This window comes from Exiguobacterium sp. N5, from assembly GCF_025842465.1.
Taxonomy (GTDB): Bacteria; Bacillota; Bacilli; order Exiguobacteriales; family Exiguobacteriaceae; genus Exiguobacterium; species Exiguobacterium profundum.
The window spans coordinates 180,877-205,857 of the sequence record NZ_JAPAEP010000001.1 but is presented as its reverse complement, the minus strand read 5'-3'; the positions used below and the strand labels follow the sequence as shown (position 1 = coordinate 205,857).

Annotated in this window: 26 protein-coding genes and 1 tRNA gene; 2 read left to right on the top strand and 25 right to left on the bottom strand. The window is 50.3% G+C overall.

The features are described from left to right. Nucleotides 1-105: 105 nt before the first annotated feature. The 15 genes from yihA to OKS35_RS01010 all read right to left on the bottom strand — a co-directional run bounded on the left by yihA (nt 106) and on the right by OKS35_RS01010 (nt 13,843). Nucleotides 106-699, bottom strand: coding sequence for a ribosome biogenesis GTP-binding protein YihA/YsxC (gene yihA / locus OKS35_RS01080; protein WP_015881115.1), 594 nt, complete (start codon nt 697-699; stop codon nt 106-108). Next, nucleotides 700-3,000: an endopeptidase La gene (lon, locus tag OKS35_RS01075; protein WP_214782561.1), complete on the bottom strand. Its 2,301-nt coding sequence runs from the start codon at nt 2,998-3,000 to the stop codon at nt 700-702. Nucleotides 3,001-3,072: 72 nt separating this feature from the next. Beyond that, nucleotides 3,073-4,341 (bottom strand): ATP-dependent protease ATP-binding subunit ClpX, encoded by a 1,269-nt coding sequence (clpX, locus tag OKS35_RS01070; protein WP_015881113.1) that lies wholly within the window; start codon nt 4,339-4,341, stop codon nt 3,073-3,075. Between the two features lie 211 nt (nt 4,342-4,552). Then, nucleotides 4,553-5,845, bottom strand: coding sequence for a trigger factor (gene tig / locus OKS35_RS01065; RefSeq protein WP_015881112.1), 1,293 nt, complete (start codon nt 5,843-5,845; stop codon nt 4,553-4,555). 89 nt (nt 5,846-5,934) lie between these two features. Further along, nucleotides 5,935-6,846 carry a hypothetical protein gene (locus OKS35_RS01060; RefSeq protein ID WP_264092329.1) on the bottom strand — a complete coding sequence of 304 codons (912 nt, stop codon included), beginning with the start codon at nt 6,844-6,846 and terminating at the stop codon, nt 5,935-5,937. Nucleotides 6,847-6,970: 124 nt separating this feature from the next. Next, nucleotides 6,971-7,044 (bottom strand) — tRNA-Arg (locus OKS35_RS01055). A 60-nt stretch (nt 7,045-7,104) separates the two neighbouring features. Further along, a complete protein-coding gene (locus OKS35_RS01050; RefSeq protein ID WP_015881110.1) occupies nt 7,105-7,617 on the bottom strand; it encodes a metallophosphoesterase family protein in 513 nt (170 codons plus the stop codon). 5 nt (nt 7,618-7,622) lie between these two features. Next, nucleotides 7,623-8,213: an XTP/dITP diphosphatase gene (locus OKS35_RS01045; protein ID WP_264092328.1), complete on the bottom strand. Its 591-nt coding sequence runs from the start codon at nt 8,211-8,213 to the stop codon at nt 7,623-7,625. Next, complete coding sequence (gene rph, locus OKS35_RS01040) at nt 8,210-8,959, bottom strand: ribonuclease PH (protein ID WP_015881108.1); 750 nt, start codon at nt 8,957-8,959, stop codon at nt 8,210-8,212. Before rph ends, OKS35_RS01045 begins: the two co-directional genes overlap by 4 nt. Beyond that, entirely contained in the window at nt 8,952-9,755 is an 804-nt protein-coding gene (gene racE, locus OKS35_RS01035) for a glutamate racemase (protein WP_078147903.1), read from the bottom strand. Before racE ends, rph begins: the two co-directional genes overlap by 8 nt. Before the next feature lie 112 nt (nt 9,756-9,867). Next, the gene (locus OKS35_RS01030) at nt 9,868-10,131 is read right to left on the bottom strand and encodes a phosphocarrier protein HPr (protein ID WP_015881106.1); all 264 of its coding nucleotides are present in this window, start codon (nt 10,129-10,131) and stop codon (nt 9,868-9,870) included. A gap of 74 nt (nt 10,132-10,205) precedes the next feature. Further along, nucleotides 10,206-10,646 carry an acyl-CoA thioesterase gene (locus tag OKS35_RS01025; RefSeq protein ID WP_264092327.1) on the bottom strand — a complete coding sequence of 147 codons (441 nt, stop codon included), beginning with the start codon at nt 10,644-10,646 and terminating at the stop codon, nt 10,206-10,208. An 8-nt stretch (nt 10,647-10,654) separates the two neighbouring features. Continuing rightward, nucleotides 10,655-11,443: a succinate dehydrogenase iron-sulfur subunit gene (sdhB, locus tag OKS35_RS01020; protein WP_193343274.1), complete on the bottom strand. Its 789-nt coding sequence runs from the start codon at nt 11,441-11,443 to the stop codon at nt 10,655-10,657. Nucleotides 11,444-11,451: 8 nt separating this feature from the next. Beyond that, nucleotides 11,452-13,209 carry a succinate dehydrogenase flavoprotein subunit gene (gene sdhA / locus OKS35_RS01015; protein ID WP_015881103.1) on the bottom strand — a complete coding sequence of 586 codons (1,758 nt, stop codon included), beginning with the start codon at nt 13,207-13,209 and terminating at the stop codon, nt 11,452-11,454. Nucleotides 13,210-13,225: 16 nt separating this feature from the next. Beyond that, nucleotides 13,226-13,843 (bottom strand): succinate dehydrogenase cytochrome b558 subunit, encoded by a 618-nt coding sequence (locus OKS35_RS01010; protein ID WP_015881102.1) that lies wholly within the window; start codon nt 13,841-13,843, stop codon nt 13,226-13,228. Nucleotides 13,844-14,065: 222 nt separating this feature from the next. Between OKS35_RS01010 and OKS35_RS01005 the strand changes: the two genes are divergently transcribed. After that, a complete protein-coding gene (locus OKS35_RS01005) occupies nt 14,066-14,458 on the top strand; it encodes a YslB family protein (RefSeq protein ID WP_236548905.1) in 393 nt (130 codons plus the stop codon). 24 nt (nt 14,459-14,482) lie between these two features. On the opposite strand, the gene OKS35_RS01000 is transcribed toward OKS35_RS01005, so the two are convergent. Further along, entirely contained in the window at nt 14,483-15,259 is a 777-nt protein-coding gene (locus OKS35_RS01000) for an aminoglycoside adenylyltransferase domain-containing protein (RefSeq protein WP_214782555.1), read from the bottom strand. Then, complete coding sequence (gene uvrC / locus OKS35_RS00995) at nt 15,256-17,046, bottom strand: excinuclease ABC subunit UvrC (protein WP_214782551.1); 1,791 nt, start codon at nt 17,044-17,046, stop codon at nt 15,256-15,258. Before uvrC ends, OKS35_RS01000 begins: the two co-directional genes overlap by 4 nt. 70 nt (nt 17,047-17,116) lie before the next feature. Here uvrC and OKS35_RS00990 point away from each other — a divergent pair, with 70 nt between their 5' ends. Beyond that, the gene (locus OKS35_RS00990) at nt 17,117-18,430 is read left to right on the top strand and encodes a dihydrolipoyl dehydrogenase family protein (RefSeq protein WP_264092326.1); all 1,314 of its coding nucleotides are present in this window, start codon (nt 17,117-17,119) and stop codon (nt 18,428-18,430) included. Nucleotides 18,431-18,472: 42 nt separating this feature from the next. Here OKS35_RS00990 and mnhG read toward each other — a convergent pair whose 3' ends face one another. The 8 genes from mnhG to trxA form a co-directional block, all read right to left on the bottom strand. Continuing rightward, complete coding sequence (gene mnhG / locus OKS35_RS00985; RefSeq protein ID WP_074037545.1) at nt 18,473-18,832, bottom strand: monovalent cation/H(+) antiporter subunit G; 360 nt, start codon at nt 18,830-18,832, stop codon at nt 18,473-18,475. Continuing rightward, nucleotides 18,810-19,106 carry a Na(+)/H(+) antiporter subunit F1 gene (locus tag OKS35_RS00980; protein WP_026826530.1) on the bottom strand — a complete coding sequence of 99 codons (297 nt, stop codon included), beginning with the start codon at nt 19,104-19,106 and terminating at the stop codon, nt 18,810-18,812. Before OKS35_RS00980 ends, mnhG begins: the two co-directional genes overlap by 23 nt. Then, complete coding sequence (locus OKS35_RS00975; protein WP_015881095.1) at nt 19,106-19,591, bottom strand: Na+/H+ antiporter subunit E; 486 nt, start codon at nt 19,589-19,591, stop codon at nt 19,106-19,108. Before OKS35_RS00975 ends, OKS35_RS00980 begins: the two co-directional genes overlap by 1 nt. A 7-nt stretch (nt 19,592-19,598) precedes the next feature. Continuing rightward, nucleotides 19,599-21,083 (bottom strand): Na+/H+ antiporter subunit D, encoded by a 1,485-nt coding sequence (locus OKS35_RS00970; RefSeq protein ID WP_264092325.1) that lies wholly within the window; start codon nt 21,081-21,083, stop codon nt 19,599-19,601. After that, nucleotides 21,076-21,417: a Na(+)/H(+) antiporter subunit C gene (locus OKS35_RS00965; RefSeq protein ID WP_015881093.1), complete on the bottom strand. Its 342-nt coding sequence runs from the start codon at nt 21,415-21,417 to the stop codon at nt 21,076-21,078. The genes OKS35_RS00970 and OKS35_RS00965 overlap by 8 nt, the downstream gene beginning before the upstream one ends. Beyond that, entirely contained in the window at nt 21,417-21,854 is a 438-nt protein-coding gene (locus OKS35_RS00960; protein ID WP_015881092.1) for a Na(+)/H(+) antiporter subunit B, read from the bottom strand. The genes OKS35_RS00965 and OKS35_RS00960 overlap by 1 nt, the downstream gene beginning before the upstream one ends. Continuing rightward, entirely contained in the window at nt 21,826-24,267 is a 2,442-nt protein-coding gene (locus tag OKS35_RS00955) for a Na+/H+ antiporter subunit A (protein WP_078146522.1), read from the bottom strand. The genes OKS35_RS00960 and OKS35_RS00955 overlap by 29 nt, the downstream gene beginning before the upstream one ends. A 347-nt stretch (nt 24,268-24,614) precedes the next feature. Further along, nucleotides 24,615-24,929, bottom strand: coding sequence for a thioredoxin (gene trxA / locus OKS35_RS00950; RefSeq protein WP_015881090.1), 315 nt, complete (start codon nt 24,927-24,929; stop codon nt 24,615-24,617). Nucleotides 24,930-24,981 lie beyond the last annotated feature (52 nt).

Sequence of the window (24,981 nt, the reverse complement as noted above, 5' to 3'; positions counted from 1 at the left end):
CACCTCGTTTACAATGATGACTATGTACTAACTATGATTATACGATAATTACCCGCTTGCGGGCTGACAAAAACAAAAAGGCGAAGGAATCCCTTCGCCTTCTCCTTATTCGCCTTCTGTGATGAGTGCGTAAATCGCTTTCCATGCCTCGTCTTTTCCTTCTGCCGTTTCGGCCGAGAAGGCGACAAAACGGTCAGATGGATCGAATTGAAGCTTACGTTTCACCGCCGCCTCATGTTTTTGACGCTGGCTCTTCTTGATTTTATCGAGCTTCGTTGCCACAACGATGACCGGAATCTCATAATGTTTCAAGAAATTGTACATCGTCACATCGTCACCCGTAGGATCATGACGGATATCGACGAGTAAGACGACGCCACGAAGCGCCTCTTGGCTCGTCAAGTACTGCTCCATCATGACGCCCCACTTCTCACGTTCCGTCTTCGAGACTTTCGCATATCCGTATCCCGGAACGTCAACGAACATGATTTCATCATTGATGTTGAAGAAGTTGAGGGTCTGTGTCTTCCCTGGTTTCGAAGACGTCCGTGCGAGCGCCTTCCGTTGGCAAATCTTATTGATGAACGACGATTTCCCGACGTTCGACCGCCCGGCCAGTGCCACTTCCGGCAATTCATGGACCGGGTAATGGTCTGGCGCGACGGCACTCGTCACGAACTCTGCTTTGTTGATCTTCATTTAATTTCCTCCAAATGCTACATCTAGTACTTCATCGAGTGTCGTCACGGGAACGAACGTCAATTTCTCACGAACCGTCTCTTGAATATCATCGATGTCTCGCTCATTATCTTTCGGAATGACGATGGTCGTCAACCCGGCTCGATGAGCAGCGAGCGCTTTTTCTTTCAATCCGCCGATTGGCAAGACACGTCCACGGAGTGTGATCTCACCTGTCATCCCGACATCACGATGGACTTTCTTCCCGGTCAATGCGGAAATTAAGGCTGTCGCAATCGTGATTCCTGCCGACGGTCCGTCTTTTGGCACGGCACCCTCTGGCACGTGAATGTGAATGTCTTGTCGCTCATAGAACGTCGGGTCAATCCCGAACCGCTCTGCGTTTGCACGGACATAGCTATATGCTGTTTGTGCCGACTCCTGCATCACATCACCAAGTTTACCCGTCAACTGAAGTTTGCCTTTCCCTGGAGCGAGCGCCACTTCGATTGTGAGCGTGTCGCCACCAAACGCCGTGTAGGCAAGGCCTGTCACCGCACCGATGGAGTCCTCGGTCTCCCCTTTTCCGTAGCGATACTTCGGCTTCCCAAGATACGTGATGATCGCCTTTTTCGAAATCGTGACCCGTTTCTTCTCCCCGATGGCGATTTGTTTCGCGGCTTTTCGGCAGAGTGATCCGATGACGCGTTCTAAGTTCCGGACGCCGGCTTCACGTGTGTAACGACGGACGACTTCATAGAGCGCATCTTCTTTAATCGTCAACTGACTCTTCTTCAATCCGTGCTCTGCCAATTGTTTCGGCACCAAATGGCGCTTCGCGATCTCTACTTTCTCAAGCTCTGTGTACCCACCGATTTGAATCAATTCCATCCGGTCAAGAAGCGGTGCTGGGATTTGTGAGACATCGTTCGCAGTTGCGATAAAGAGAACGTTCGACAAATCGAACGGTTCTTCGATGTAGTGGTCCGAGAAGGAGACGTTTTGTTCTGGGTCGAGCACTTCTAGCATCGCGGACGCCGGGTCCCCTCTGAAGTCAGAAGCCATCTTGTCGATCTCATCGAGCAAGAAGACCGGATTTTTGCTTTCCGCTTGCTTCAGCCCACGGATGATCCGTCCTGGCATCGCACCGATATACGTACGACGGTGCCCACGGATTTCCGCCTCATCACGCACACCACCGAGTGAGACACGAACGAAGTGACGTTCAAGTGCCGAGGCGATCGAACGGGCGAGTGACGTCTTCCCGACCCCTGGAGGTCCGGCGAGACAGAGGATTGGTCCACGAAGCGAGTTCGTCAACTGGCGGACGGCCAAATACTCGAGGATACGGTCTTTTACCGATTCTAAGCCGTAATGGTCATCATCAAGGACGTCTGCCGCATGTTTCACGTCAAGCTTATCTTCCGTCTCAATGCCCCACGGAAGAGAGGTGACCCAGTCGAGGTAGTTACGGATGACCGCATACTCCGGAGACGTCTGCGGCACGACGTTCAATCGTTCCGCTTCACGCATGACGTTCTTCCGCGTCGTCTCTGGCAAGTCGAGCGCCTCTAGCTTCTCACGAAGGCGGTTCGGTTCTGACTCTTGCGTCTGGTCACCGAGTTCTTGTTGGATCGTCTTCATTTGTTCTCGTAAGTAGTACTCGCGCTGTGACTGCTCAATTGACTTCTTCGTCCGCTCACGCATCTCTTGCTCGAGTTCAATCACTTCGACTTCATGTGCGATAATTTCAAGCAGTTCAAGTCCTCGCTTGACGGCATCTGCCTCTTCGAGCATCGCTTGGCGAAGCTCGACGTCGACATCGAGTTTTGACGTGATATAGTCCGTGAGTGATTCAAGCCGCTCATACATCTCGAAACGGCGACGCTCATCTGGCGACATACCCTTAATGTTTGCGACGAGTTTTCCGAACTGTTCTTTCAACAGACGGACGAGTGCTGTTCGTTCGACCTCTTCCCCTTCTACGAGTTCGACCGGTTCGATGTTAGCGAACCAACCTTCATCCGTCGATTCGACCGAGTCGACACGGACGCGCTCTTTCCCGACGATCCGAACCCGAATCGTCTCGTTCGACAGTTCACTCATCTTCGCGATGTGGACACGCGTTCCAACCGTGTATAAGTCTTCCGGTTCCGGTGACTCGTTCCCTGTTTCTTTCTGTGTCACGACAATCAAATCTGTTTCATGCTCCTTTGCGGCAAGGAGCGCCCGAAGGGATAACGGGCGTCCGACATCGATGGTCACACCGATGAGCGGATATACGACGACTCCTCGCAAAGGAAGGATTGGTAATTTTTCCATTTACAACGCCTCCTGTGCAAAAAGGCCCAAAACTCGGATGTGCCGAGTGTTTGAGCCTTCTTCGTTAAAGAATTATGCTGTCTCTTTGTTGTCCCCTGTCTGTTCGACAGTACCGTCACGAAGGACGTATTTCGGACCGGCAAGACCCGTAATCGTTTCATCCGTGATGATGACTTTCTCGATATCGTCACGCGATGGGACAGTGAACATCACATCGAGCATCATTTCTTCGATAATCGAGCGGAGACCGCGCGCGCCAGTCTTACGTTTGATCGCAAGTTTGGCGATTTCGATCAATGCTTCGTCTGTGAACGTCAATTCGACATCGTCAAGCTCGAGCATTTTCTCGTACTGACGGACGAGAGCATTTTTCGGCTTCGTCAAGATTTCAACGAGCGCTTCTTCATCGAGTGTCGTGAGCGTCGCCATGACTGGCAAACGTCCGATGAACTCAGGAATCAAGCCGAATTTTTGAAGGTCTTCAGGGAGTGCGCGGGCGAGCAAGTCTTCTTGCGTCAACTCGCGATTCTCTTGGTCGTTTCCGAAACCGATGACTTTCTTCCCGATTCGGCGTTTGACGACCGATTCGATGCCGGCGAATGCGCCACCGACAATGAAGAGAATGTTTGTTGTGTCGATTTGGATAAATTCTTGATGCGGATGCTTACGTCCACCTTGTGGCGGTACGCTTGCTGTCGTGCCTTCAAGAATTTTAAGGAGCGCCTGCTGAACGCCTTCACCGGATACGTCACGCGTAATCGATGGGTTTTCAGACTTACGGGCAATCTTATCGATTTCATCGATGTAGATGATCCCTTTTTCAGCCTTCTCGACATCATAGTCAGCCGATTGAATCAATTTAAGCAAGATATTCTCAACGTCTTCCCCGACGTAACCTGCTTCCGTCAAGCTCGTCGCATCCGCGATTGCGAATGGGACGTTCAAGACGCGAGCCATCGTCTGAGCGAGAAGCGTTTTTCCGCTACCCGTTGGTCCAATCATGACGATGTTCGACTTCGCAAGTTCGACATCATCCGAACGGCCACCGGCGTTGATACGTTTATAGTGGTTATAGACAGCAACTGAAAGCGCACGTTTGGCGCGGTCTTGACCAATGACGTAATCGTCTAGGATGTTACGAATCTCTTGTGGTTTTGGAATGTCTTTGAATTCAACTTCTTCCTCTACACCGAGCTCTTCCTCAACAATTTCATTGCAAAGTTCGATACATTCATCGCAAATGTATACGCCAGGACCGGCGACTAACTTACGAACTTGTTCTTGCGATTTTCCGCAAAACGAGCACTTGAGTTGCCCCTTTTCCTCGTTAAATTTGAACATTCGATACACCCCTTCTGTGGTGAAAATGGATGTAAGTGCGATAAATCGCGATTTGAATTTTCTGGTGCGATGCACCGCGAAAAGACATTTTACATCTCTGCGTTGAAATAATTGTAGCATGAACATATTGCGACTTCAAAGAATTACACATGCAATGTGCTGTGACAGAAAAAAGGACGACCGCTAGGCAGTCGTCCTTTCGAATATCAGCTTACTTCGCTTTACCGTTTTCAACGAGGATGTCGATCGCTTTACGGAATTTGAGGTCACCTTTAAGTGTCTCAAGTCCACCTTGCGGAGCGAGCATCGTACGGAGTTGGTCCGGGGCGATGTTGTAAAGTTTAGACATTTCTTCAAGCTCTTTCTCAGCATCTTCGTCAGATACTTCGATTGCTTCTTTGTCAGCGATTGCTTTCAAGACGAGACGAGCTTTTACGCGCTCTTCAGCTTGCTCTTTCATCTCTTCGCGCATTGCTTCTTCAGAAGTACCAGTGAGCTCGAAGTACATGTTAAGGTCGATTCCTTGTGAAGATACACGTGAACCGAACTCTTGTACCATGCGGTCAACTTCTTGTTCAACGAGAACTTCCGGTACGTCGATTGTCGCGTTAGCAGTTGCCTGCTCTACGAGTTGGTCGCGCATTGTACCTTCAGCTTCTTGTTTCTTACCAGCTTCTAAACGCTCACGGATGCTTGCTTTCAACTCGTCGAGTGTCGAAACAGACTCGTCGATGTCTTTTGCAAACTCGTCGTCGAGTTCAGGAACTTGTTTTGTTTTGACTTCGTGAAGTTTGACTTTGAATGTCGCTGGTTTACCCGCCAAGTTTTCAGCGTGGTACTCTTCAGGGAATGTTACTTCAACGTCTTTTTCTTCACCAGCAGTCATGCCGATCATTTGCTCTTCGAATCCTGGGATGAATTGACCAGAACCGATTTCGAGTGTGTAGTTCTCAGCTGTGCCGCCTTCGAACTGCTCACCGTCAGCGAAACCTGCGAAATCAAATACAGCTGTATCGCCGTTTTCGATTGCACCTTCTTTAACAGCTAGTTCTGCGCCTTGCTGTTGAAGTGCTTCAAGTTCTGCTGTTACTTCGTCTTCTGTTACTTCAGTTGAAACAGCTTCGTACTCGAGGCCTTTGTATTCGCCAAGCTCAGCTTCTGGCTCAACCACGAATGTCACTTTGAAAGCGACTGGTTTGCCTTTCTCGAGCGTGCCGTCTACATCGATGTTTTCGAGCGCGATTGGTTCGAAACCAGCTTCTTCAACCGCACCTTGGATTGTGTCGCGGTAGAGAATGTCGAGCGCATCTTGATAGAGTGCTTCTTCTCCATACATTTTGTTGAACATTGGGCGTGGCAATTTACCTTTACGGAAGCCAGGCACGTTCAAGTCTTTGACGACTGTTTTAAATGCGGCGTCAACTGCTTTATCAAAAGCTTCTGCAGGAGCTTCGTACGTGAGTACGCCTTGGCTACCTGATGTTTTTTCCCATTTTGCTGTCATGCTAAGTCCCTCCAACAATTCGTTTATACCGTACAAAAATGTACAACAATCCGTATTATAGCATAAATCCTCGGTAAGCACACAAGGATTTAGTCTAATAACGCCTGTGTAAAGCGAAGATCCGCCTCTAAAATCTCCGCGGCTAAACCGTCGACCGGTTCGTCATGTAAAATCGCTTGTTTCGCCTGTACGAGCGCCTGTTCCACATCCGCTTTTTCGGCCGTCACATACGGATAATGCGTATACATGTAATTCATCAACAGCTGGGTCCCGATTTCATCGCCTTCAACTGATTTTTGAAGAGAAAAGACGGTCTGCTCCCACGTTTCAATCTGCGCTTTTGCTTCCGTTCGTGTCATCTTGTTCGAAACGTCCCCATCCGTCCATTCGATGACATCTAGTTCGGCGAACGCTTTTTCCAACACGATCAGTTTGACGAGCTTCGGACGCTCCGACACGAGCAGTTCATGTAGCACATTGTCGAGCACCGGGTCGATTTGAAAGTGAACATGTTGTAATGCTTCAATCTGTTCCCCCGTACTCCCTCGCGTCAGCGTTCGTTTCAACTTGGCAATTGCCGCCGGAAACTCCGTCATCTTCAACACTTGAAGTACCTGATGTGCCTGTGTGTTGACCGTATCCTTCTTGTCCTGCCATTCGAGATACTGGTTGATCCAGTGCGCCGCTTCAAACGGTTGGTCACGCATGATGTAATACTGCGCAATCTGCAACCCTCCTGAGGCCGGTTCTTCCGCCTCGGACATATGGATGCTGACGAGTTCCTGCAGCTTCTCGAGTGTCTCCGGATCGTCCGGTCGTTCCATTGCACATTGGAAGATTTCCATGAAAATAAACGGGTCCCCTGGAATCGTCTGATACCAATCCCATAAAATCGGTTCGATCCGCTGTCGTTCCCCAGAAGCATCTGCCTCCTGAATCATCTTATGCAGACGCGCCCAATTCCCAGGGAACGGATAGTCCTGATCCTTTTCCTTCTCCATCTTCCCTCACCCTCTCTTCCATTCCCCTTCATCTTCCGTTAGGACGCGATTCCTTGTCAATCGATTTCCCGGAAAATGAAAAAAGAGACGTTCTCCGTAGAGAGCGTCTCTATTTTAATGGAAGCGTCCCAAGAGGGATTCGAACCCCCGACCGACGGCTTAGAAGGCCGTTGCTCTATCCTGCTGAGCTATTGGGACATTGACATGAAAACTATAATAGAAAAATGGTTTCCTGTCAATCGATTTCCCATCCGAAACTCATAGTTTTCCTGAGATGTCCAAGTCTTCAACGTGAGAACCGTCTTCTGAGCGATAGAAACGCACTGTTGCTTCTCCCGCTTCGAGATCGAGTAACGCATACGTTTTGTCCGTTCGTCCTCGCGGCATGCGAATCGAACCTGGGTTGATGTAGACAACCCCGTCCTCGATCAGCGCACCCGCCACATGCGAGTGACCGAACAAGACGACATTCGCTCCCACTTCTTCCGCTCGATACCGTAGACGGTTCAAATCGAATTTGACGTCATGATGGTGCCCGTGAACGATTAAAATCGTGCCGGCATCCGTCGTCTCGATGCGTTCGAGGGGAAGATCTCCACCGAAATCACAATTCCCCCGAACCGTTCGATAAGGTAACAAATGTTCATCGACAAGGGCGAGTTGTGAATCCCCGCAATGGAAGGCGTCATCAATTTCCGCCTCGTGCCTTTCAAAAATCGTCGTCAACTCTTCGGTCAAACCATGACTATCACTCACTATTAGAAAACGCATAAGCTTCATCCTTTCATGAATGGTATGATTTCTGCCTCCAGTTTTCGTAGTGCCTGTCCACGGTGGCTAACGACCGCCTTCTCGTCACGCTCCAACTCTGCCGCTGTCTTATGAAGCGATGGGACGATAAAGAGTGGATCGTATCCGAAGCCATTTTCGCCTTGTGGGGAATAACCGATTGTCCCTTCGATCGTTCCACGAACGATCAACGTCTCTCCGCTCGGTTTTGCGAGACAGAGCGCACAGACGAAACGAGCCGTACGATTCGTTTCTCCGTTCAATTTTTCAAGAAGAAGTGCATTGTTTGCCTCGTCTGACTTTTCTGGACCTGCAAAGCGGGCTGAATATACTCCCGGTGCCCCGTCAAGTGCGTCGACTTCAAGACCGGAGTCGTCCGCCAGAACGGCATGTCCAAAATAAGCTGCCGCCTCGGTCGCTTTTAACGCCGCGTTCTCTTCAAACGTCGTGCCGGTCTCTTCCGTCTCTGGTGCATCCGGATAGTCGAGTAGTGATTCGACCTCGAACCCGAGCGGCGTCAGCATTCCTTCGAGTTCTTTCACTTTTCCAGGATTGTGTGTCGCAATGATCAACTTCATAATGTCTCCTCCGAACGTTCTCCGACGTACCACCAAGAAGCACCAAGTGCCGCTTCCGCCGTCTTGAATAATGATTCGATGCCGTGTTGCGCGAGCGCGAGCATCTCGTTCATCTCTTGTAGCGTGAACGTCGCCTCTTCCCCTGTACCTTGTACTTCGACGAATCGTCCGCTTGCCGTCATGACGACATTCATGTCGACCTCTGCCGCGGCATCTTCTAGGTAATCCAAGTCCAAGACGAGCTCATCGGTCCGTCCGACAGAAATCGCAGCCACACCTTCTTTAATCGGTGTATCTTCAAGTTTCCCTTGGCGAATCAAGCGATCGACGGCCAACACGAGCGCGCAAAAGCCACCGGTGATGGAAGCCGTCCGAGTCCCGCCATCCGCTTGAATGACGTCACAGTCGACCCAAATCGTCCGTTCGCCGAGACGTTCTAAGTCCACGACCGAGCGGAGCGACCGGCCAATCAAACGCTGAATCTCCATCGTTCGTCCCGATTGTTTTCCACGTACCGATTCCCGGACAGTACGGTCTCCCGTCGCCCGTGGGAGCATCGCATATTCTGCATTGATCCACCCTTGTTTCTTTCCGCGAAGGAAATTCGGTACCCGCTCTTCCACAGTCGCGGTACAGATGACTTTCGTATCGCCGATTGAAATTAAAACGGACCCTTCCGCATGTTTGTTCACGTGCGGCACAATCTCGACTGGGCGCAGTTCATCAAATCGTCTCGCATCACGCAATGCCGGTCACCTCGACTTTCTCCGCATGAACCGGACGCCCGAGCCATTCGCTCGCGAGTCGGTCAAATAGTTCGATATCACCCGTCGCATAGAAGGCATGTGCCGGGACTGCATCCAATCCATTCTCAAGTTCCTGATAATCGAGCATCGCAGCCACTTCAAGCGCCGTCTCGTCACCTGATGAGATGAGGTGGACGTCCGGTCCGACCACATCTTGAATGACCGGGGCAAGGAGTGGGTAGTGCGTACAACCGAGAATCAGCGTATCCATCTCGGATGGTTGAAGTGGACGAAGCGTCTCCTCCACCACTTGTCGCACGCGCTCTCCAGACACTTCTCCAGCCTCTACGAGCGGGACGAACGGTGGGCACGCGAGTGAATACACATCGACCTCACCTGCCACGTGACGTAACGCCTTCTCATATGAACCGCTCTCAATCGTCATCTTCGTACCGATGACACCGATATGCTTGTTGCGCGTTCCTTTGACAGCCGCGCGGGCACCCGGGTCGATGACACCAATGACCGGGATGTCGAGACGTTTGCGCGCCTCTTTCAATACGACCGCGGTCGCCGTATTACAGGCGATGACAATCATCTTGACGTCTTTCTTCAATAAAAATTCAATCAATTCCCATGTATATGCTTCAATCTCATCGTGCGGACGCGGCCCGTATGGACAGCGTTCAGTATCTCCGATATAGACAATCTCTTCTTTAGGGAGTTGGCGCATCAATTCTTTGACTACCGTCAACCCGCCGACTCCTGAATCGAGGACTCCAATCGCTCGTTTCATTTTCATCACTTCCATTCTCACCTATCTTACCAAAAAACCTCGGACGGAAAAAGAAACGTTCCCATGACAAAAAAAGACGAGGTCGCCAGTGGCGCCTCGTCCCTTACCCGAATTACTGAGCAAGACCTTCGCTAGTGAGCATGTCAGAAAGCGTGTTGATTGCTTCTTCTGCATCTTCACCTTCAGCAGTGATCTTGATTGTAGAATCTTTTGCGATACCGAGTGAAAGTACACCCATGATCGACTTCAAGTTAACTGTTTTACCATTGTACTCGAGGTTGATGTCTGATTGGAACTTAGAAGCTGTGTTAACTAACTGAGTAGCTGGACGAGCGTGAATTCCTGAATCAGCAACGACTGTGAACGTTTTTTCCATGAGATGATGGTCTCCCTTCAAAATTCAATTCTACAGGCGAACCAGCAGAATATTTTTTGTTTGTGAACTCATTATCAAATGATAGCGGATTCGCAAAAATTCTGCAAGCGGTTTTTATATTCCGGAGTCCATTCCGTAGGACGACCTTCCTTCGTTAAATGAACGAGGTTTGTCCGTCCGGCGAAAAGGAGTTGCTCTCCGTCATATGCCCCGTAATGAATATCACATGAAGTGTTTCCGACCGTCAAGATATTGGCATGCACAGTCAGCTGTTGACGTGGCATGACTTGTCGAACATAGTCACATTGCGCATCGGCGACAACGACGAATCCGTCCTTTAAAGAGAATCCTGTCGCCTCTAACAACTCGATCCGGGCATCTTCGAAATAGATGAACGGAATTGTGTTGTTCATGTGACCATACGGGTCGCACTCCGAAAAGCGGACTTTCACATCGAGCGCGACACCTGCTTTGACACGTGTTTCCCAACCTGGCTCTCGAAAGTACTTGGTCATCGGCTCGCTTACGCCTCGACCGCAGAACCGGTGCGACCTTTGTCACTACCGAAGAACTGTTTGAACGAGTGAAGCGTCGTTTGACGGTTCATCGAAGCGATTGACGTCGTGAGCGGGATGCCCTTCGGACAAACTTCGACACAGTTTTGTGCGTTTCCGCATTGCATGATGCCGCCGTCTTCCATGAGTGCTTCGAGGCGGTCTTCCGCGTGGAAGGCACCTGTTGGATGTGAGTTAAAGAGTCGGACTTGCGAAATCGCCGCTGGACCGATGAAGTCCGATTTGTCGTTCACGTTCGGACACGCTTCAAGACAAACACCACACGTCATACATTTCGATAGTTCGTACGCCCATTGACGTTTGTTCTCCGGCATACGCGGTCCTGGACCGAGGTCGTATGTGCCGTCGATTGGGACCCATGCCTTCACTTTTTTCAACGCGTCGAACATGCGTTGACGGTCGACTTGAAGGTCACGGATGACCGGGAACGTCTTCATCGGTGCAAGACGAATCGGTTGCTCGAGTTTATCGACGAGTGCCGTACACGACTGGCGCGGCTTCCCGTTGATAATCATCGAACAGGCACCACATACTTCTTCAAGACAGTTCATGTCCCAGTTGATCGGTGTCGTCTTGTCCCCGTTCGCATTGACCGGGTTACGGCGGATTTCCATCAATGCCGAGATGACGTTCATGTTTGGACGGTATGGTACCGTGAATTCTTCCGTATACGTCGCTTGATCCGGTCCATCTTGGCGTTCGATAATGAAGCGGATGTCTTTTTGTTCAGATTGCATTGGCGTCGTCATTTCGTCTTCGCCCCTTTCTTCGAGTAATCCCGTTTACGTGGCGGGATTAACGAAACATCGATGTCTTCATACGAGATATCGACTTCCCCATCTTTGTAACGTGCCATCGTCGTCTTCATGAACTGCTCATCATTACGTTCCGGGAACTCCGGTTTGTAATGGGCACCACGGCTCTCGTCCCGCTTGAGCGCGCCAAGTGTGATGACGCGTGCGAGGTCGAGCATGTGGTCGAGTTGTCGAATGAACGATGCCCCTTGGTTGCTCCAACGTGCCGTATCCGTAGCTGAAATCTTATGGAAACGTTCACGCAATTCTTGGATTTTCTTGTCGGTCGCTTCAAGTTTGTCATTGTAGCGAACAACTGTGACGTTGTCCGTCATGAGTTCACCGAGTTCACGGTGGATTTGATAAGCATTCTCTGTTCCATCCATCGCAAGGATGTTGTTGAATCGCTCGATTTCTTCACGTTCGTTGAAGTTGAAGAGCGCTTCTGAAACGCTTTCTGTCGCTTGATCGAGACCACGCATGTAGTTGACTGCCGCAGGCCCTGCTTCCATTCCGCCATGAACGGCTGAAAGAAGAGAGTTCGCACCTAGACGGTTCGCACCGTGCATCGAGTAGTCACATTCACCGGCTGCGAAGAGTCCTGGAATGTTCGTCATCTGATCGTAGTCGACCCATAGTCCGCCCATCGAATAGTGGACTGCCGGGAAGATTTTCATCGGTACTTTACGCGGGTCGTCGCCTACGAATTTCTCGTAGATTTCAAGGATTCCACCAAGTTTGATGTCAAGTTCTTTCGAGTCTTTGTGAGACAAGTCGAGGTAGACCATGTTCTCGCCGTTGACGCCGAGTTTTTGGTTGACACATACATCGAAGATCTCACGTGTTGCGATGTCACGTGGTACGAGGTTTCCGTATGCTGGATATTTCTCTTCGAGGAAGTACCACGGCTTCCCGTCTTTGTATGTCCAGACACGTCCACCTTCCCCACGAGCCGATTCACTCATGAGACGAAGTTTGTCATCCCCTGGAATCGCCGTCGGGTGAATCTGGATGAACTCCCCGTTCGCGTAAACCGCGCCTTGGCGATAAACCGCTGCCGCTGCTTGTCCTGTGTTGATGACCGAGTTTGTCGACTTACCGAAGATGACCCCTGGGCCACCTGTCGCCAAGATGACCGCGTCCGATGGGAACGCTTTAATTTCCATCGAGCGCAAATCTTGACATACCGCACCGCGGCAGATGCCTTCTTCGTCGATGACCGCACGAAGGAACTCCCAGCCCTCATACTTCTCGACGAGACCTTGCGCTTCGTAACGACGAACCTGCTCATCGAGTGCATAAAGAAGTTGCTGTCCTGTCGTCGCTCCGGCGTATGCCGTACGGTGGTGAAGCGTTCCACCGAAACGACGGAAGTCTAAGAGACCTTCTGGCGTACGGTTGAACATAACGCCCATCCGGTCGAACATGTGAATGATTTTCGGAGCATTCTCCGCCATCTTTTGGACAGGCGGTTGGTTGGCGAGGAAGTCACCTCCGTAGACCGTGTCGTCAAAGTGTTGCCAAGGAGAGTCACCTTCCCCTTTCGTGTTGACGGCCCCGTTAATCCCACCTTGGGCACAAACTGAATGTGAACGCTTGACCGGTACAAGCGAGAATAGTTTTACCGGAACACCCATCTCTGCCGACTTGATTGTCGCCATGAGTCCAGCTAGACCGCCACCGATGACGATCAAACTTTGATTTGCCATGTAAAATTCCCCCTAATTACAAGATGCCTGCAAACGTCAAAATCGAACGGATGCCGACAAAAGATAGTGCCAAGAACACGACACCTGATACGTAGCTCATGAGACGTTGCGAACGAGGTGACTGTGTGATACCCCACGTGATTGAGAACGACCAAAGACCGTTCGCGAAGTGGAACGTAGCCGAAAGAATTCCGACTATGTAGAAAATCAACATGAGCGGGTTGTCGACGATGTTTTGCATCATCTCCGCATTGACTTCTACCCCGCGCAATTTCGCAAGACGCGTTTCCCAAACGTGCCAAGCGATGAAGATCACGAGGAAGACTCCTGTGAAGCGTTGGAAGAGATACAACCAGTTACGTGCGTATGAATAGCGGTTCGAGTTGATTGATCCGAGAAACGCATAGTACACGCCGTACACCCCGTGGAAAATCATCGGCAATGCGATAATTGTCACTTCAAGGAAGTACAAATACGGTAAGTTCTCCATGAATTTTGCTGCTTTGTTGAATGACTCCACCCCATCGACGATGTAGTAGTTGACCGACAAATGGACGATCAAAAACAAACCGATTGGAATGACCCCAAGTAGCGAATGGACTTTACGACTGAAGTAGTCACGATGCGCTGCCATTCTAGTTCCCCCTTTTCACGAGCATTGGCTCGTATTGTCAATAAAAGCGTTTTCAAATGCAGATATAGCTTTCTGTCTCCTATTCTACTCTTGTGAAAATTGTATGACAAGACAACCTAGCCGATTTGTTCCACATTCTTTTCAAAATTACAGGATGACCAAATTCCAATTGGTCGTTATAATGATATAGAGAGATTGGAGTGATGGGATAGAATGGAAACGATGAGCCAACCAACTTTCGCGATTGAACTGCTTCGCGACTATGTGTTGACGGATTTGCTTGGCGAAGATTACGCCCAAGTCATCTATTGGTCAGGAAAACGGGTCGCCCGTAAGTTCCCGACGATGTCCGACGATGAACTGACTGCTTTCTTCGCAGAGGCAGGTTGGGGCGAGTTGACAATCAAGAAGGAACGTGGGAGCAAGTTTACTTATGAATTGATCCCACCACCTGCGACTCAGACCAAAGCGACAGGATACTATCAGCTTGAAGCTGGATTTTTAGCCGAACAGATTTCAGGTCGTTTCCAATGCGTCGCAGAAGGTTACGCCGATCCAACCCGAAAAGCTGTCCAAATCACCGTCCAACTAGACCGAAAAGACGACTACAAATAAGAGTCGATGCCAACGCATCGACTCTTATTTTTGTTTCCGCTGAAGTTGTTGACGCATGTAGCGACGGAATTCATTGAGTTCTTGTCGATGAAACGTCACACTTCCCCCTTCATAGCTCTGAGTCGCCTTGCGAGCAACTTCGATAATATTTCCTGGAAAATGTCCGTTCTTTACTAACCAATCGAGTGCTTCTTGTTTGGAGAGAAGGATACCTTCTTGTTCATAGGCTTGTCCGCGTATCAAGTTCAATACGCTGTACACCGTCTGTTCTTCAATCGAGTCAAGACAATCGAGCGCATCTGCTCGTATCGCATCAGAAAAATGAGCTGAATCGAATCCAGAGAGGAAGTTATGAAGCGGTTGCCCTCTCAAAGTGACACCTCGCTCTAAAATCACTAGGACGTGAGCTGCCAAATCAGGATCAGTGAATTCTTGTTGCAATTCGGTTCGTTCTTCCCTACTAGCTTCTTCAAAACGCGAGCGCCACCCTTCACTATAGTGAAACTCATAAGGACTTGGATGGTACCAATCTTCTAGTTGCGACGTCGTCATGATGCTCAGTTCGAGGGGATATGGCTCGTTGGAGTACGAGAGACAACAGTCGATGAGGTCTTGCCGCTCCTCTCGAGTCAACTCCTTCGATACGACGAGTAACAAATCTACATCACTTTGTTCCGGATGAAAACCACCCATCGCCAGTGAACCGTGGATATATATATGCTGAACAGTTGGTAGGAATCCATCGATCGCGTTTATGAAAGAAGCGATGAAGTTTTCTACGTTTTTTGAAACCTCTCTCATTCATCCGTCTCCTCGTGCACGTATTGAAGTACGGTCTCCGCTAATTTTTCTGGCAACCCTGCTTCCTTCAATTGTTCGAGTGATGCCAGACGAATCTGTTTCATCGACCCGAAATGGCGGATGAGCTGTTGACGACGCTTCGGACCGACACCCGGGATCTCATCAAGTATCGACTTCGTCATCTTCTTCGTCCGTAGGCTGCGGTGGAACGTGATGGCGAAACGGTGGACCTCATCTTGCATCCGCTGCAACAGATAAAAGGCGCTCGATCGTGGATGGAGCTCGACAACGCCCCCACCTTCTCCGAACAACAGTTGGCTCGTCCGATGTCGGTCATCTTTTTTGAGCGAGCCGACCGGCAAGTCGAGCCCGAACTCATTTTGAATGACGTCGAGCGCCGCATTCAATTGCCCGATCCCCCCATCAATCAGTAGGAGATCGGGTAATCGTTTGTCTTCCGTCAAGAGACGGCGGAATCGTCGACGGACGACTTCACGCATCGTCTCGTAATCGTCCGGTCCTTGGACCGTCCGAATTTTATACTTCCGATATTCTTTCTTGAGCGGCTTCCCGTCTTCAAAGACGACGAGTGCCGACACGGCGTCCGCGCCCTGAATGTTGGCGTTGTCGATGATGTCGACACGTGACAAGTTGGGAATCCCGATCGCTTCACCGAGTTCACGCATCGCAAGCAATGTCCGTTCTTCATCTCGGGCGAGCAACTCGAACTTCTCGTTCAAGGCGATTGTCGCATTCTTCGTCGCCAAATCAAGCAGCTGTTTCTTCGCCCCTCGTTTCGGCTGCATCACTTTCGTTCCGATGGCGTCATTCAGTAAATCAAGCCGGACCGTCTCTGGTACAAGAATCTCTTTCGGCACGACGTTTTGTTCATAGAACTGAACGATGAAACTTTCGAGTTCTTCCGAAGGCTCTCCATGCATCGGGAAGAGTGAGACATCGCGCTCAATCATCTTGCCGCCACGCATATAGAATACTTGAACGCACATCCAGCCTCGGTCGAGAGTATAGCCGAAGACGTCCCGCGCTGTCGGGTCGGCCGTGATCATGTTCTGTTTGTTCATGATGGATTCGACTGCTCGAATTTGGTCGCGCAATTCAGCCGCCCGTTCAAATTGCATGTCCTCAGCGGCACGTCCCATCTCAACGTTCAGCTTCGTGAGCGTCTCACTCGTCTCGCCGTTCAAAAAGCGCCGGATCTCATTCACGATCTCTTTTTGCGAATCCGTATCGACCGCCAGCTCGCAAGGACCTAAACATTGCCCGATGTGATAATACAGACAGAGTTTCTTAGGCATCGGCTGACATTTCCGCAGCGGATACAGCTTATCGAGAAGACGTTTCGTCTCGTTCGCCGCATAGGCGTTCGGATATGGTCCGAAGTAATGTCCACCATCTTTCTTTAACTTACGTGTCGTCAACAGACGTGGATACGGTTCGTTCGTAATCTTGATATATGGGTACGTTTTGTCGTCCTTTAGGCGAATGTTGTACTTCGGATCGTGCTTTTTGATGAGTGTCATTTCAAGAAGCAGCGCCTCGAGTTCGCTCGCCGTCACAATGTACTCGAAGTCACGAATCTCTGCGACGAGGCGCATCGTCTTGATGTCGTGGGCGCCTGTGAAATAGGAACGCACCCGGTTCTTCAAGTTTTTCGCCTTCCCTACATAGATGACTTCGCCATATTCGTTTTTATGCAGATAACAACCCGGCTCATCCGGGAGCAGCGCTAATTTATGTTTAATGTGGTCGGTATGACTCAATTCCATTCACCTCAGTTTAGCTTCCTCCTGGACGGGAAAAAGAGTGTGATATCTCGTCAGAGGAGGATTTTATATTATGAAACGATACGATGTCATCATTATCGGTAGCGGTTCCGCCGCGAGCCAAGCCGCTTCCATTTTACGCGAAGCCGGTAAAGAGATCGCCATCATTGAGAATTGGACGTTCGGGGGAACATGTCCTCAACGCGGATGTGACCCGAAGAAGATGCTTGCCGAAGGAGCAGAACTCCTTGCCCGAACGGAACGTATGCGTGAGCTTGGCGTCGAAGGAAGCCTGTCACTGGATTGGTCGTCCTTTAAAAAGCGGATTGATGAGTACCGCCTCTCTATCCCAACATCCAAAAAACAGCATTGGGATGAGATGAACATTGACTTATATCAGGGAGAGCCTCACTTTATCGATGAGGATTCCATCGTCATCGATGGTCACGAGCTCTCTGCCACTCAATTTTTAATCGCCACAGGTCAAACACCCCGCCCTCTTGACATCCCAGGTGGCGAACTGGCAATCACGAGCGATGATGTGTTCGACCTTGACACGGTTCCCCATTCGATTCACATCGTAGGCGCCGGGTATATCGCATTTGAGTTTGCCCATATCTTCCGACGATTCGGAAGCGACGTGACACTCCTCATCCGTTCACATGCGTTGAAGGCATTCGACCCGAACGTCGTCCATCGGCTCATTGAGGAATCGAAGCGAATCGGCATCACCGTCCGACATGACGTCGAACCAACACGAATCGATGGCAACGTCTTAACGTTATCAGATGACTCTACCCTCGAAGGCGTGGTCCTTAACGCCACAGGACGAATTCCAAGCATCGAGCGACTCCGGCTTGAAGCGGCCGGTGTCACAGCGGATCATCACGGTGTACACGTAAACGAGCATCTGCAAACAAGTAACCCAAATATATACGCCGCAGGCGACGTCGCCAAAAGTCCCAATCCTGCACTCACTCCATTCGCCGGTCAGGAAGGGCGCCTCGCCGCACTCAATATGCTTCACGGGAATACACGGTCACTCCCTGAGCGTCCGGCCCCGACCATCGTCTATGCGACGCCACCGATTGCCAAAGTCGGTCTTACGGTCGAGGAAGCGGAAGCTGAGGGCATTGACTTCGACGTGAAAGAAACGGACATGTCGCACTTCCTCACCTATTCACGAATCAACGACGCAACCGCATATTCAAAAGTGTTACTTAGTGCAGAAGGGCACGTCATCGGGGCTCATTTGATTGGTCACCACGCCCCTGAACTCATCAACCTGTTCTCTTTCATTATACAGAACAAACTGTCGCATCAACATGTGAAGCACTTAGAAGTCGCCTATCCGACCGCCGCCTCCGACCTGACCTATCTCATCTAAACAAAAGACGGGACTTGCCTCTTGGCAAATCCCGTCTTTTTCTTATTCGATTCCTTTGTCCTTGTCTTCTTTCAGTGCGTCTTGTAACGACTTCTCCCAGAGCGAGACCCCTTTCGCGTGCGCCGCACGCGAGATGAGGTGACCTCCAACAGGAGCCGTCAAGAGGACGAAGAAGAGCCCGAGCAAGAGTCTTGCATCAAACACCCGTTCATCGACATATACATGAAGGACGGCCGCAAAGAGGACGAACATGACACCGAGTGTCGCGCTCTTCGAGGCAGCGTGTGTTCTCGAATAAATATCAGGGAGACGGATGAGACCGATCGCGGCGACGACCGTGAAGAAGACGCCGATGATCGTGAAGATGCCGGTAATGAGATCAAAGATCATTGTCGCGGTCATGTTGGATTATCTCTCCCCTCTCTAAGAATTTCGAGAACGCCACCGTTCCGATGAAGGCCAAAATACTGAGTAGTAAGATGACTTCAAAATATAAGGTCGTATCGAGCAGAATCGACAGTAACGCGACGACCGAGATGAGCGCGATCCCGATTGAGTCGAGTGCGATGACCCGGTCTGCCGTCGTCGGTCCTTTCACGACACGATACAACATCATCAACATCGCAAGCAAGAGAATGGCGAGCGAGATGTAGATGAGAATGTCTAGTAAATCCATCACTCTGTCGCCTCCTTAATGCTTGATTCAAAGTTATCATAAATGTCTTTTTGTAGCGCTTCTTTATCCGGCATGTTGAGTGCGTGGATATAGAGCACGGAATTGTCTTTTGACACCTGAACGACGAGCGTCCCTGGTGTGAGCGTGATCAGCATCGAGAGCAAGCTGACTTTCCATCCTTTGTCGAGCGACGTCTCATAGCGGAAAATCCCTGGTTGGATTTTCAACTTCGGACTAAGGACGAGACGCAGTACCTCAAAGTTCGCGAGGAACAATTCACGGATGAAGATGAGAAGCAGTTTAAACAGACGCCAGACGCGTGTGAAGTAAAAGCCGCCCCCACTAGATTTAAAGAATCGGCGCATCATGAACAAGATGAGTAAGCCAAGTAGATACCCGACGAAGAATCCGCTCGTTGTGAACGATCCCGTGAGGAACATCCAGATGAACGCCAAGAAAAAGTTAATCAATAGTTGATAAGCCATCTGTCATTCACTCCTTTATCACGGCATCGATATAGATTTCTGGATTGACGAGCGGCTCAATCGCTTGCGTGATATACGGATGGATGGCTTCTGCCCCAAATCCGTATGCGACCGCAATGATGAGCAACAAGAAGACCGGTACAATCAAACGCTTCGTATACGGTACGAGCGGTCCATCATACTCGCGCTTCGCCTCGCCCCAGAACCCGTTCAAGAAAATCTTCATGACCGAATAGAGGACGAAGAGACTCGACAAGAGGACGAGAAGTGGTCCGAACAGCTCGCCTTCGTCCATCCCGCCTGAGACAATCAACAATTTCCCAAAGAATCCACTAAGTGGCGGAATCCCAGCGAGCGAGAGCGCTGCGACGAAGAACGTCCATCCGAACAGCGGGAAACGGGTGATGAGTCCACCCATATCGCGGAGTTGACCGGATTTGGTGATGCCAATCATCATCCCGACGAGCATGAAGAGAACCGCCTTGATAATCATGTCGTGAATCAAGTAGTAGAGTGACCCTTCAAGGGACGTCTGCGTATTGACCGAGATCCCATACAAAATGACCCCGACCGCAATCATGATGTTGTAGATGATGATCAGCTTCACGTCGTTATAGGCGATGGCACCTGTCATCCCGATGAAGATGGTGAAGACAGCGAGCACCATGAGGAACGTCTGTAAAAACTCACCGTTCCCATCAAACAGTAGCGTGTACGTCCTCAAGATCGAGTACACCCCGACTTTCGTCAAGAGAGACCCGAACATGGCGAGAATAGGGGTCGGTGCGACCACGTACGCTCCAGGGAGCCAGTAGTGAAGTGGGACGAGTGCCCCTTTCATCCCGAAGACGATGACGAATAGCACACCGATGACGGTGATGACGTCCGGGTTATCGACAAGCGGGATCTTCATCGCCAAGTCCGCTATGTTGAGTGTACCTGTGACACCGTAAAGCAAGGCGACCGACATAACGAAGAGCGCCGAGGCGATGATGTTCACGAGCAAGTATTTGATTGACTCACGTAACTGGACGCCACGTCCACCGAGTACAATCAATACGTATGAGGACATCAAGAAGACCTCAAAGAAGACGAACAAGTTGAAGATATCACCTGTCGTGAAGGCACCGTTCACCCCGACGAGCAAGAAGAGCATCGAGATGTACAAGTAGTTTCCTTCATATGAGTCAGAGAAATAATGGACGGCGAACCACACGATGAAGAGCGTGAGGAGAGTCGACGTCGTCACGAGTAGGGCTGACAACATATCCGATACGAGCGTGATGCCGAACGGTGCTTGCCAGTTCCCGAGGTTGAGGGTTTGAATTCCCTCCGTGGAGACCGTATGCACGAGAAAGAGTGACACGATCGCCGTAATAACTAAAGCTCCAAGAGCCATTGCGCGCTGCAGCTGGACCCGTTTTGGCATAAACATCATAAGGATGGCCGCAAGCGCAGGAATGACGATTGGAAAGACCGGTAAGTTAATCATACGATTCTGTTCCTTTCATTTCTTCCATATTGTCCGTGCTGAGCTCCTGATACGTGCGGTAGGCAAGTACGAGGAAGAACGCCGTCACCCCGAAACTGATGACGATTGCCGTCAAGACGAGCGCTTGCGGTAACGGGTCTGTGAATTCCGTCACACCGTCGACGAGAACAGGGGCAGCCCCTGTCTTCAAACCTGCCGTCGTCAAGACGAGAAGGTGTGCCGCGTGACTGAACAAGGCAGTGCCGATGATGATGCGTAACAAACTTCTTGAGAGAACAAGATAGACGGCACACATCGTCAGGACACCGATGATGATGCTAACGAAGATTTCCATTATTCACTCTCTCCAATCGTTTGTATAATCGTCAACGTGATTCCGATGACTACAAGGTAAACCCCTAAGTCGAACGCAATCGCCGTGTGAAGGGTCTGTTCACCGAGAAGTGGTAAGTCAAACTTCCCGTATGCGTGCGTCAAGAACGGACGACCCAAGAAAACCGAGTGAAGACCTGTCGCAAGGGCAATCAGTAATCCGGTCGCCGTCATGAGACGGTAGTCAATCGGGAGCACGTTCGCGAGCGTTTTCGAATCAAATGCGAGCAACAGTAAGACGAGTGCCGCGGATGTCATCAATCCACCGATGAATCCTCCACCTGGTGAATAGTGACCGGCAAAGAACAAGTCGATGGAGAAGATGACAATGATGAAGAAAATGATAATCGCGGCCGTCTGCAAAATGACGTCATTGACGCGTCTGCTGTTTTGCTTCATGTTCACCTTCTCCTTTCGTACGTCGTGTTGTTCTAAATTTAATCATCGTGTAGATCCCGAAAGCCGCAATCCCGAGAACCACGATTTCAAACAAGGTATCAAATCCACGGAAATCGACGAGAACGACGTTAACCATGTTTTTACCTGCTGCAAGCTCATACACGTTCTCTTTGTAATACTCTGAGATCGAAGTGAGCGATTTGTTTGTGAGCGCCATGAAGCTGAGAAGCGTCACAGTCGTCCCGACGAGAACAGCCACGATGGCATTCCCGACTTTGAAACGCATCCGTACTTCCTTCTTGCTGATGTCCGGCATGTGATAGAAGACGAGCAAGAACAATGCGACCGAGACCGTCTCGATGACGAGCTGCGTGAGCGCCAAGTCCGGTGCACCGAAGAAGACGAAGAACAGTGCCACGCCGTATCCAACGACCCCAAGTAGGATAATGGACGGGAGACGCGACTTCATGAAGAGAATCGCGAGCGCCGCTAGCATGACGACAGCTCCGAGCACATATTCATAAGGTGCAATCTCAGCCAGGTTCTCAAACGAGAAGCGGTACATGTCGAACCACCAGATGCTGAAGAGCATCATACCTGAAAGGAAGACGAAAATATAGATCAAGTACGACCGGATGAAACCAGTCATGTAGTTGTCTTTAAAGCGATATGCCGCCTTGTTCGACCAGACGAGCGTACCGTCGTACATCCCGTTGAGCGTCAAACGATGTGGAATGCGGTTGTAGATGCCCATCCATTTACCCATTTGCCAGAACAGCAATGAACCGAGAAGGATCACCCCGATTGTCATATATAGTTCAGGCGTCAAACCGTGCCAGAAGTAAATATCTACTTTAACATCTTGCCCTTGCGCGACGAGTGTCGGATAGATCGACTCGACGGCTGGCTTGATGAGCGAGTTCGACAACACGTTCGGGAAGAAACCGAGACCGACAACGAGAATCGCGAGGATGACCGGCGAAATCAACATGCCGATCGGTGCCTCATGCGGTTGTTTCGGCAATTGATCGAACTTCGCCTTGCCCATGAACGTCCGCGTGAACAGCATGATGCTGTAGATGAACGTGAACACACTTCCGACGAAGGCGATGATCGGGAGTAGAATCCCAATCGTATCGAGCGCGAAGAAGTCGGCCGAGAAGACTTTCGTCGTCGCCTTCAAGAACATCTCTTTACTCAAGAATCCGTTAAATGGCGGAAGACCAGCCATCGATAACGAACCGATGACGGCGACCGTGAATGAAATCGGCATGACGGTCATCAGACCACCGAGTTTACGAATGTCACGTGTGCCCGTCTCGTGGTCGACAATCCCGACCATCATGAAGAGCGAGCCTTTGAACGTCGCGTGGTTGATCAAATGGAAGATCGCCGCAATCGTCGCGACCATAAAGATGTTGTCATCCATGCCGTCATAGTGGAGCGCCGCCGCTCCGAGTCCAAGGAGTGACATGATCAACCCGAGTTGACTGACGGTCGAGAACGCTAGGATTCCCTTCAGGTCGGTCTGCTTCACGGCATTGAATGAACCCCAGAACATCGTGAACATCCCAACTCCGGCTATCGTCCATAGCCAGACGGATGATTCTTGGAACACCGGGCTCATGCGGGCCACAAGGTAGAGACCCGCCTTGACCATCGTTGCTGAGTGGAGGTACGCACTGACCGGAGTCGGTGCTTCCATCGCGTCAGGCAACCAGATGTGGAACGGGAACTGCGCTGACTTCGTGAACGCCCCGAGCAAGATGAGAATCATCGCGACGAGGAAGAACGGACTCTCGGCGATGACGCCCGAGTTCGCGACCATATCGCGAATGCTGTACGAGCCGACCATCGATTCGAGTAAGACGATCCCCCCGAGCATCGACAATCCGCCGAACACGGTGAGAAGCATCGACTTCTGCGCCCCATAGCGGGAACGTTCTTTCTCATACCAATATCCAATCAACAGGAATGATGAAATCGATGTGAGCTCCCAGAACATGTACATGACAATCATGTTATCCGAGAGAACGACCCCGAGCATCGCACTCATGAACATCAAGAGATACACGTAAAAATGCCCGAGCGACTCTTTGTCCTTATTCAAATAGTAAATCGAATAAAGGACGACCAGTGCGCCGATTCCCGTGATGAGAAGGGCGAACAAGAGACTGAGTCCATCGACGTATGCCGTGAAGTTAATCCCGAGGGATGGCATCCACGCAATCGTCTCTGTCACGACGTCCCCTGCACTCGTGATCGGAATGAATCCGGCGAAGTAGGTGACGAGCACGACCGGAACGATCAAGACGAACCAGCCTGTATGAATTTGTTTCATCCCCCGGAACAAAAGCGGGATGAATGGTGCCGCAAGAAGCGGCAACAAAATAGCTAAATGTAACAGCGACAAGAAAATTCCTCCTTCGAACAGAGTCGTACAATAGATTGAGCCGTAAAGTAAGGTCACTTGACTCCATCATGTCTTCCTCATGAGTATAGCGTAAATTTTCAGTCTGTTTCCATGATAAAAGCTTCCAGTTCAAGCGCTCCCCCGTCAAAATTCCGAATCTGTTAAATATGAAGGAAGCCGACGGAATTTCTTCAAAAAAAATTTTGAAATCAGACGTTATGTATCGGAATATGACCGGATTGAGGGTGCGTGGAATAACTCAACTTATTCCCTACTTGCCTGTCCTTTTCCTTCTTTTCTATTCCGCAAAACAAAAAAGCAGCCGATCTCAATCGGCTGCTACGCAATTATTGTGCTGTCGCGATAAACTCTTTCAATGCTTCTTTTGGTTGGAAGCCCATTGTTTTCGAAACAGGCTCGCCATCTTTGAACATCATGAGTGTCGGGATACTTTGGATTTGGAAAGCACCTGCGACTTCAGGGTTTTCGTCGACGTCGAGTTTCACGATTTGGACTTGGTCACCCATTTCTTGATCGAGTTCTTCGAGAACTGGCGCGATCATGCGACATGGTCCACACCAAGTTGCCCAGAAATCTACGAGGACGACGCCCTCTTTTACATCTTGTTCAAACGATTGAGTCGTTGCGTGTTTAATAGCCATTTGTAAAAACCTCCCCAATAAGATGAGAGAGTCCTGGTAAAGAACTCTCATG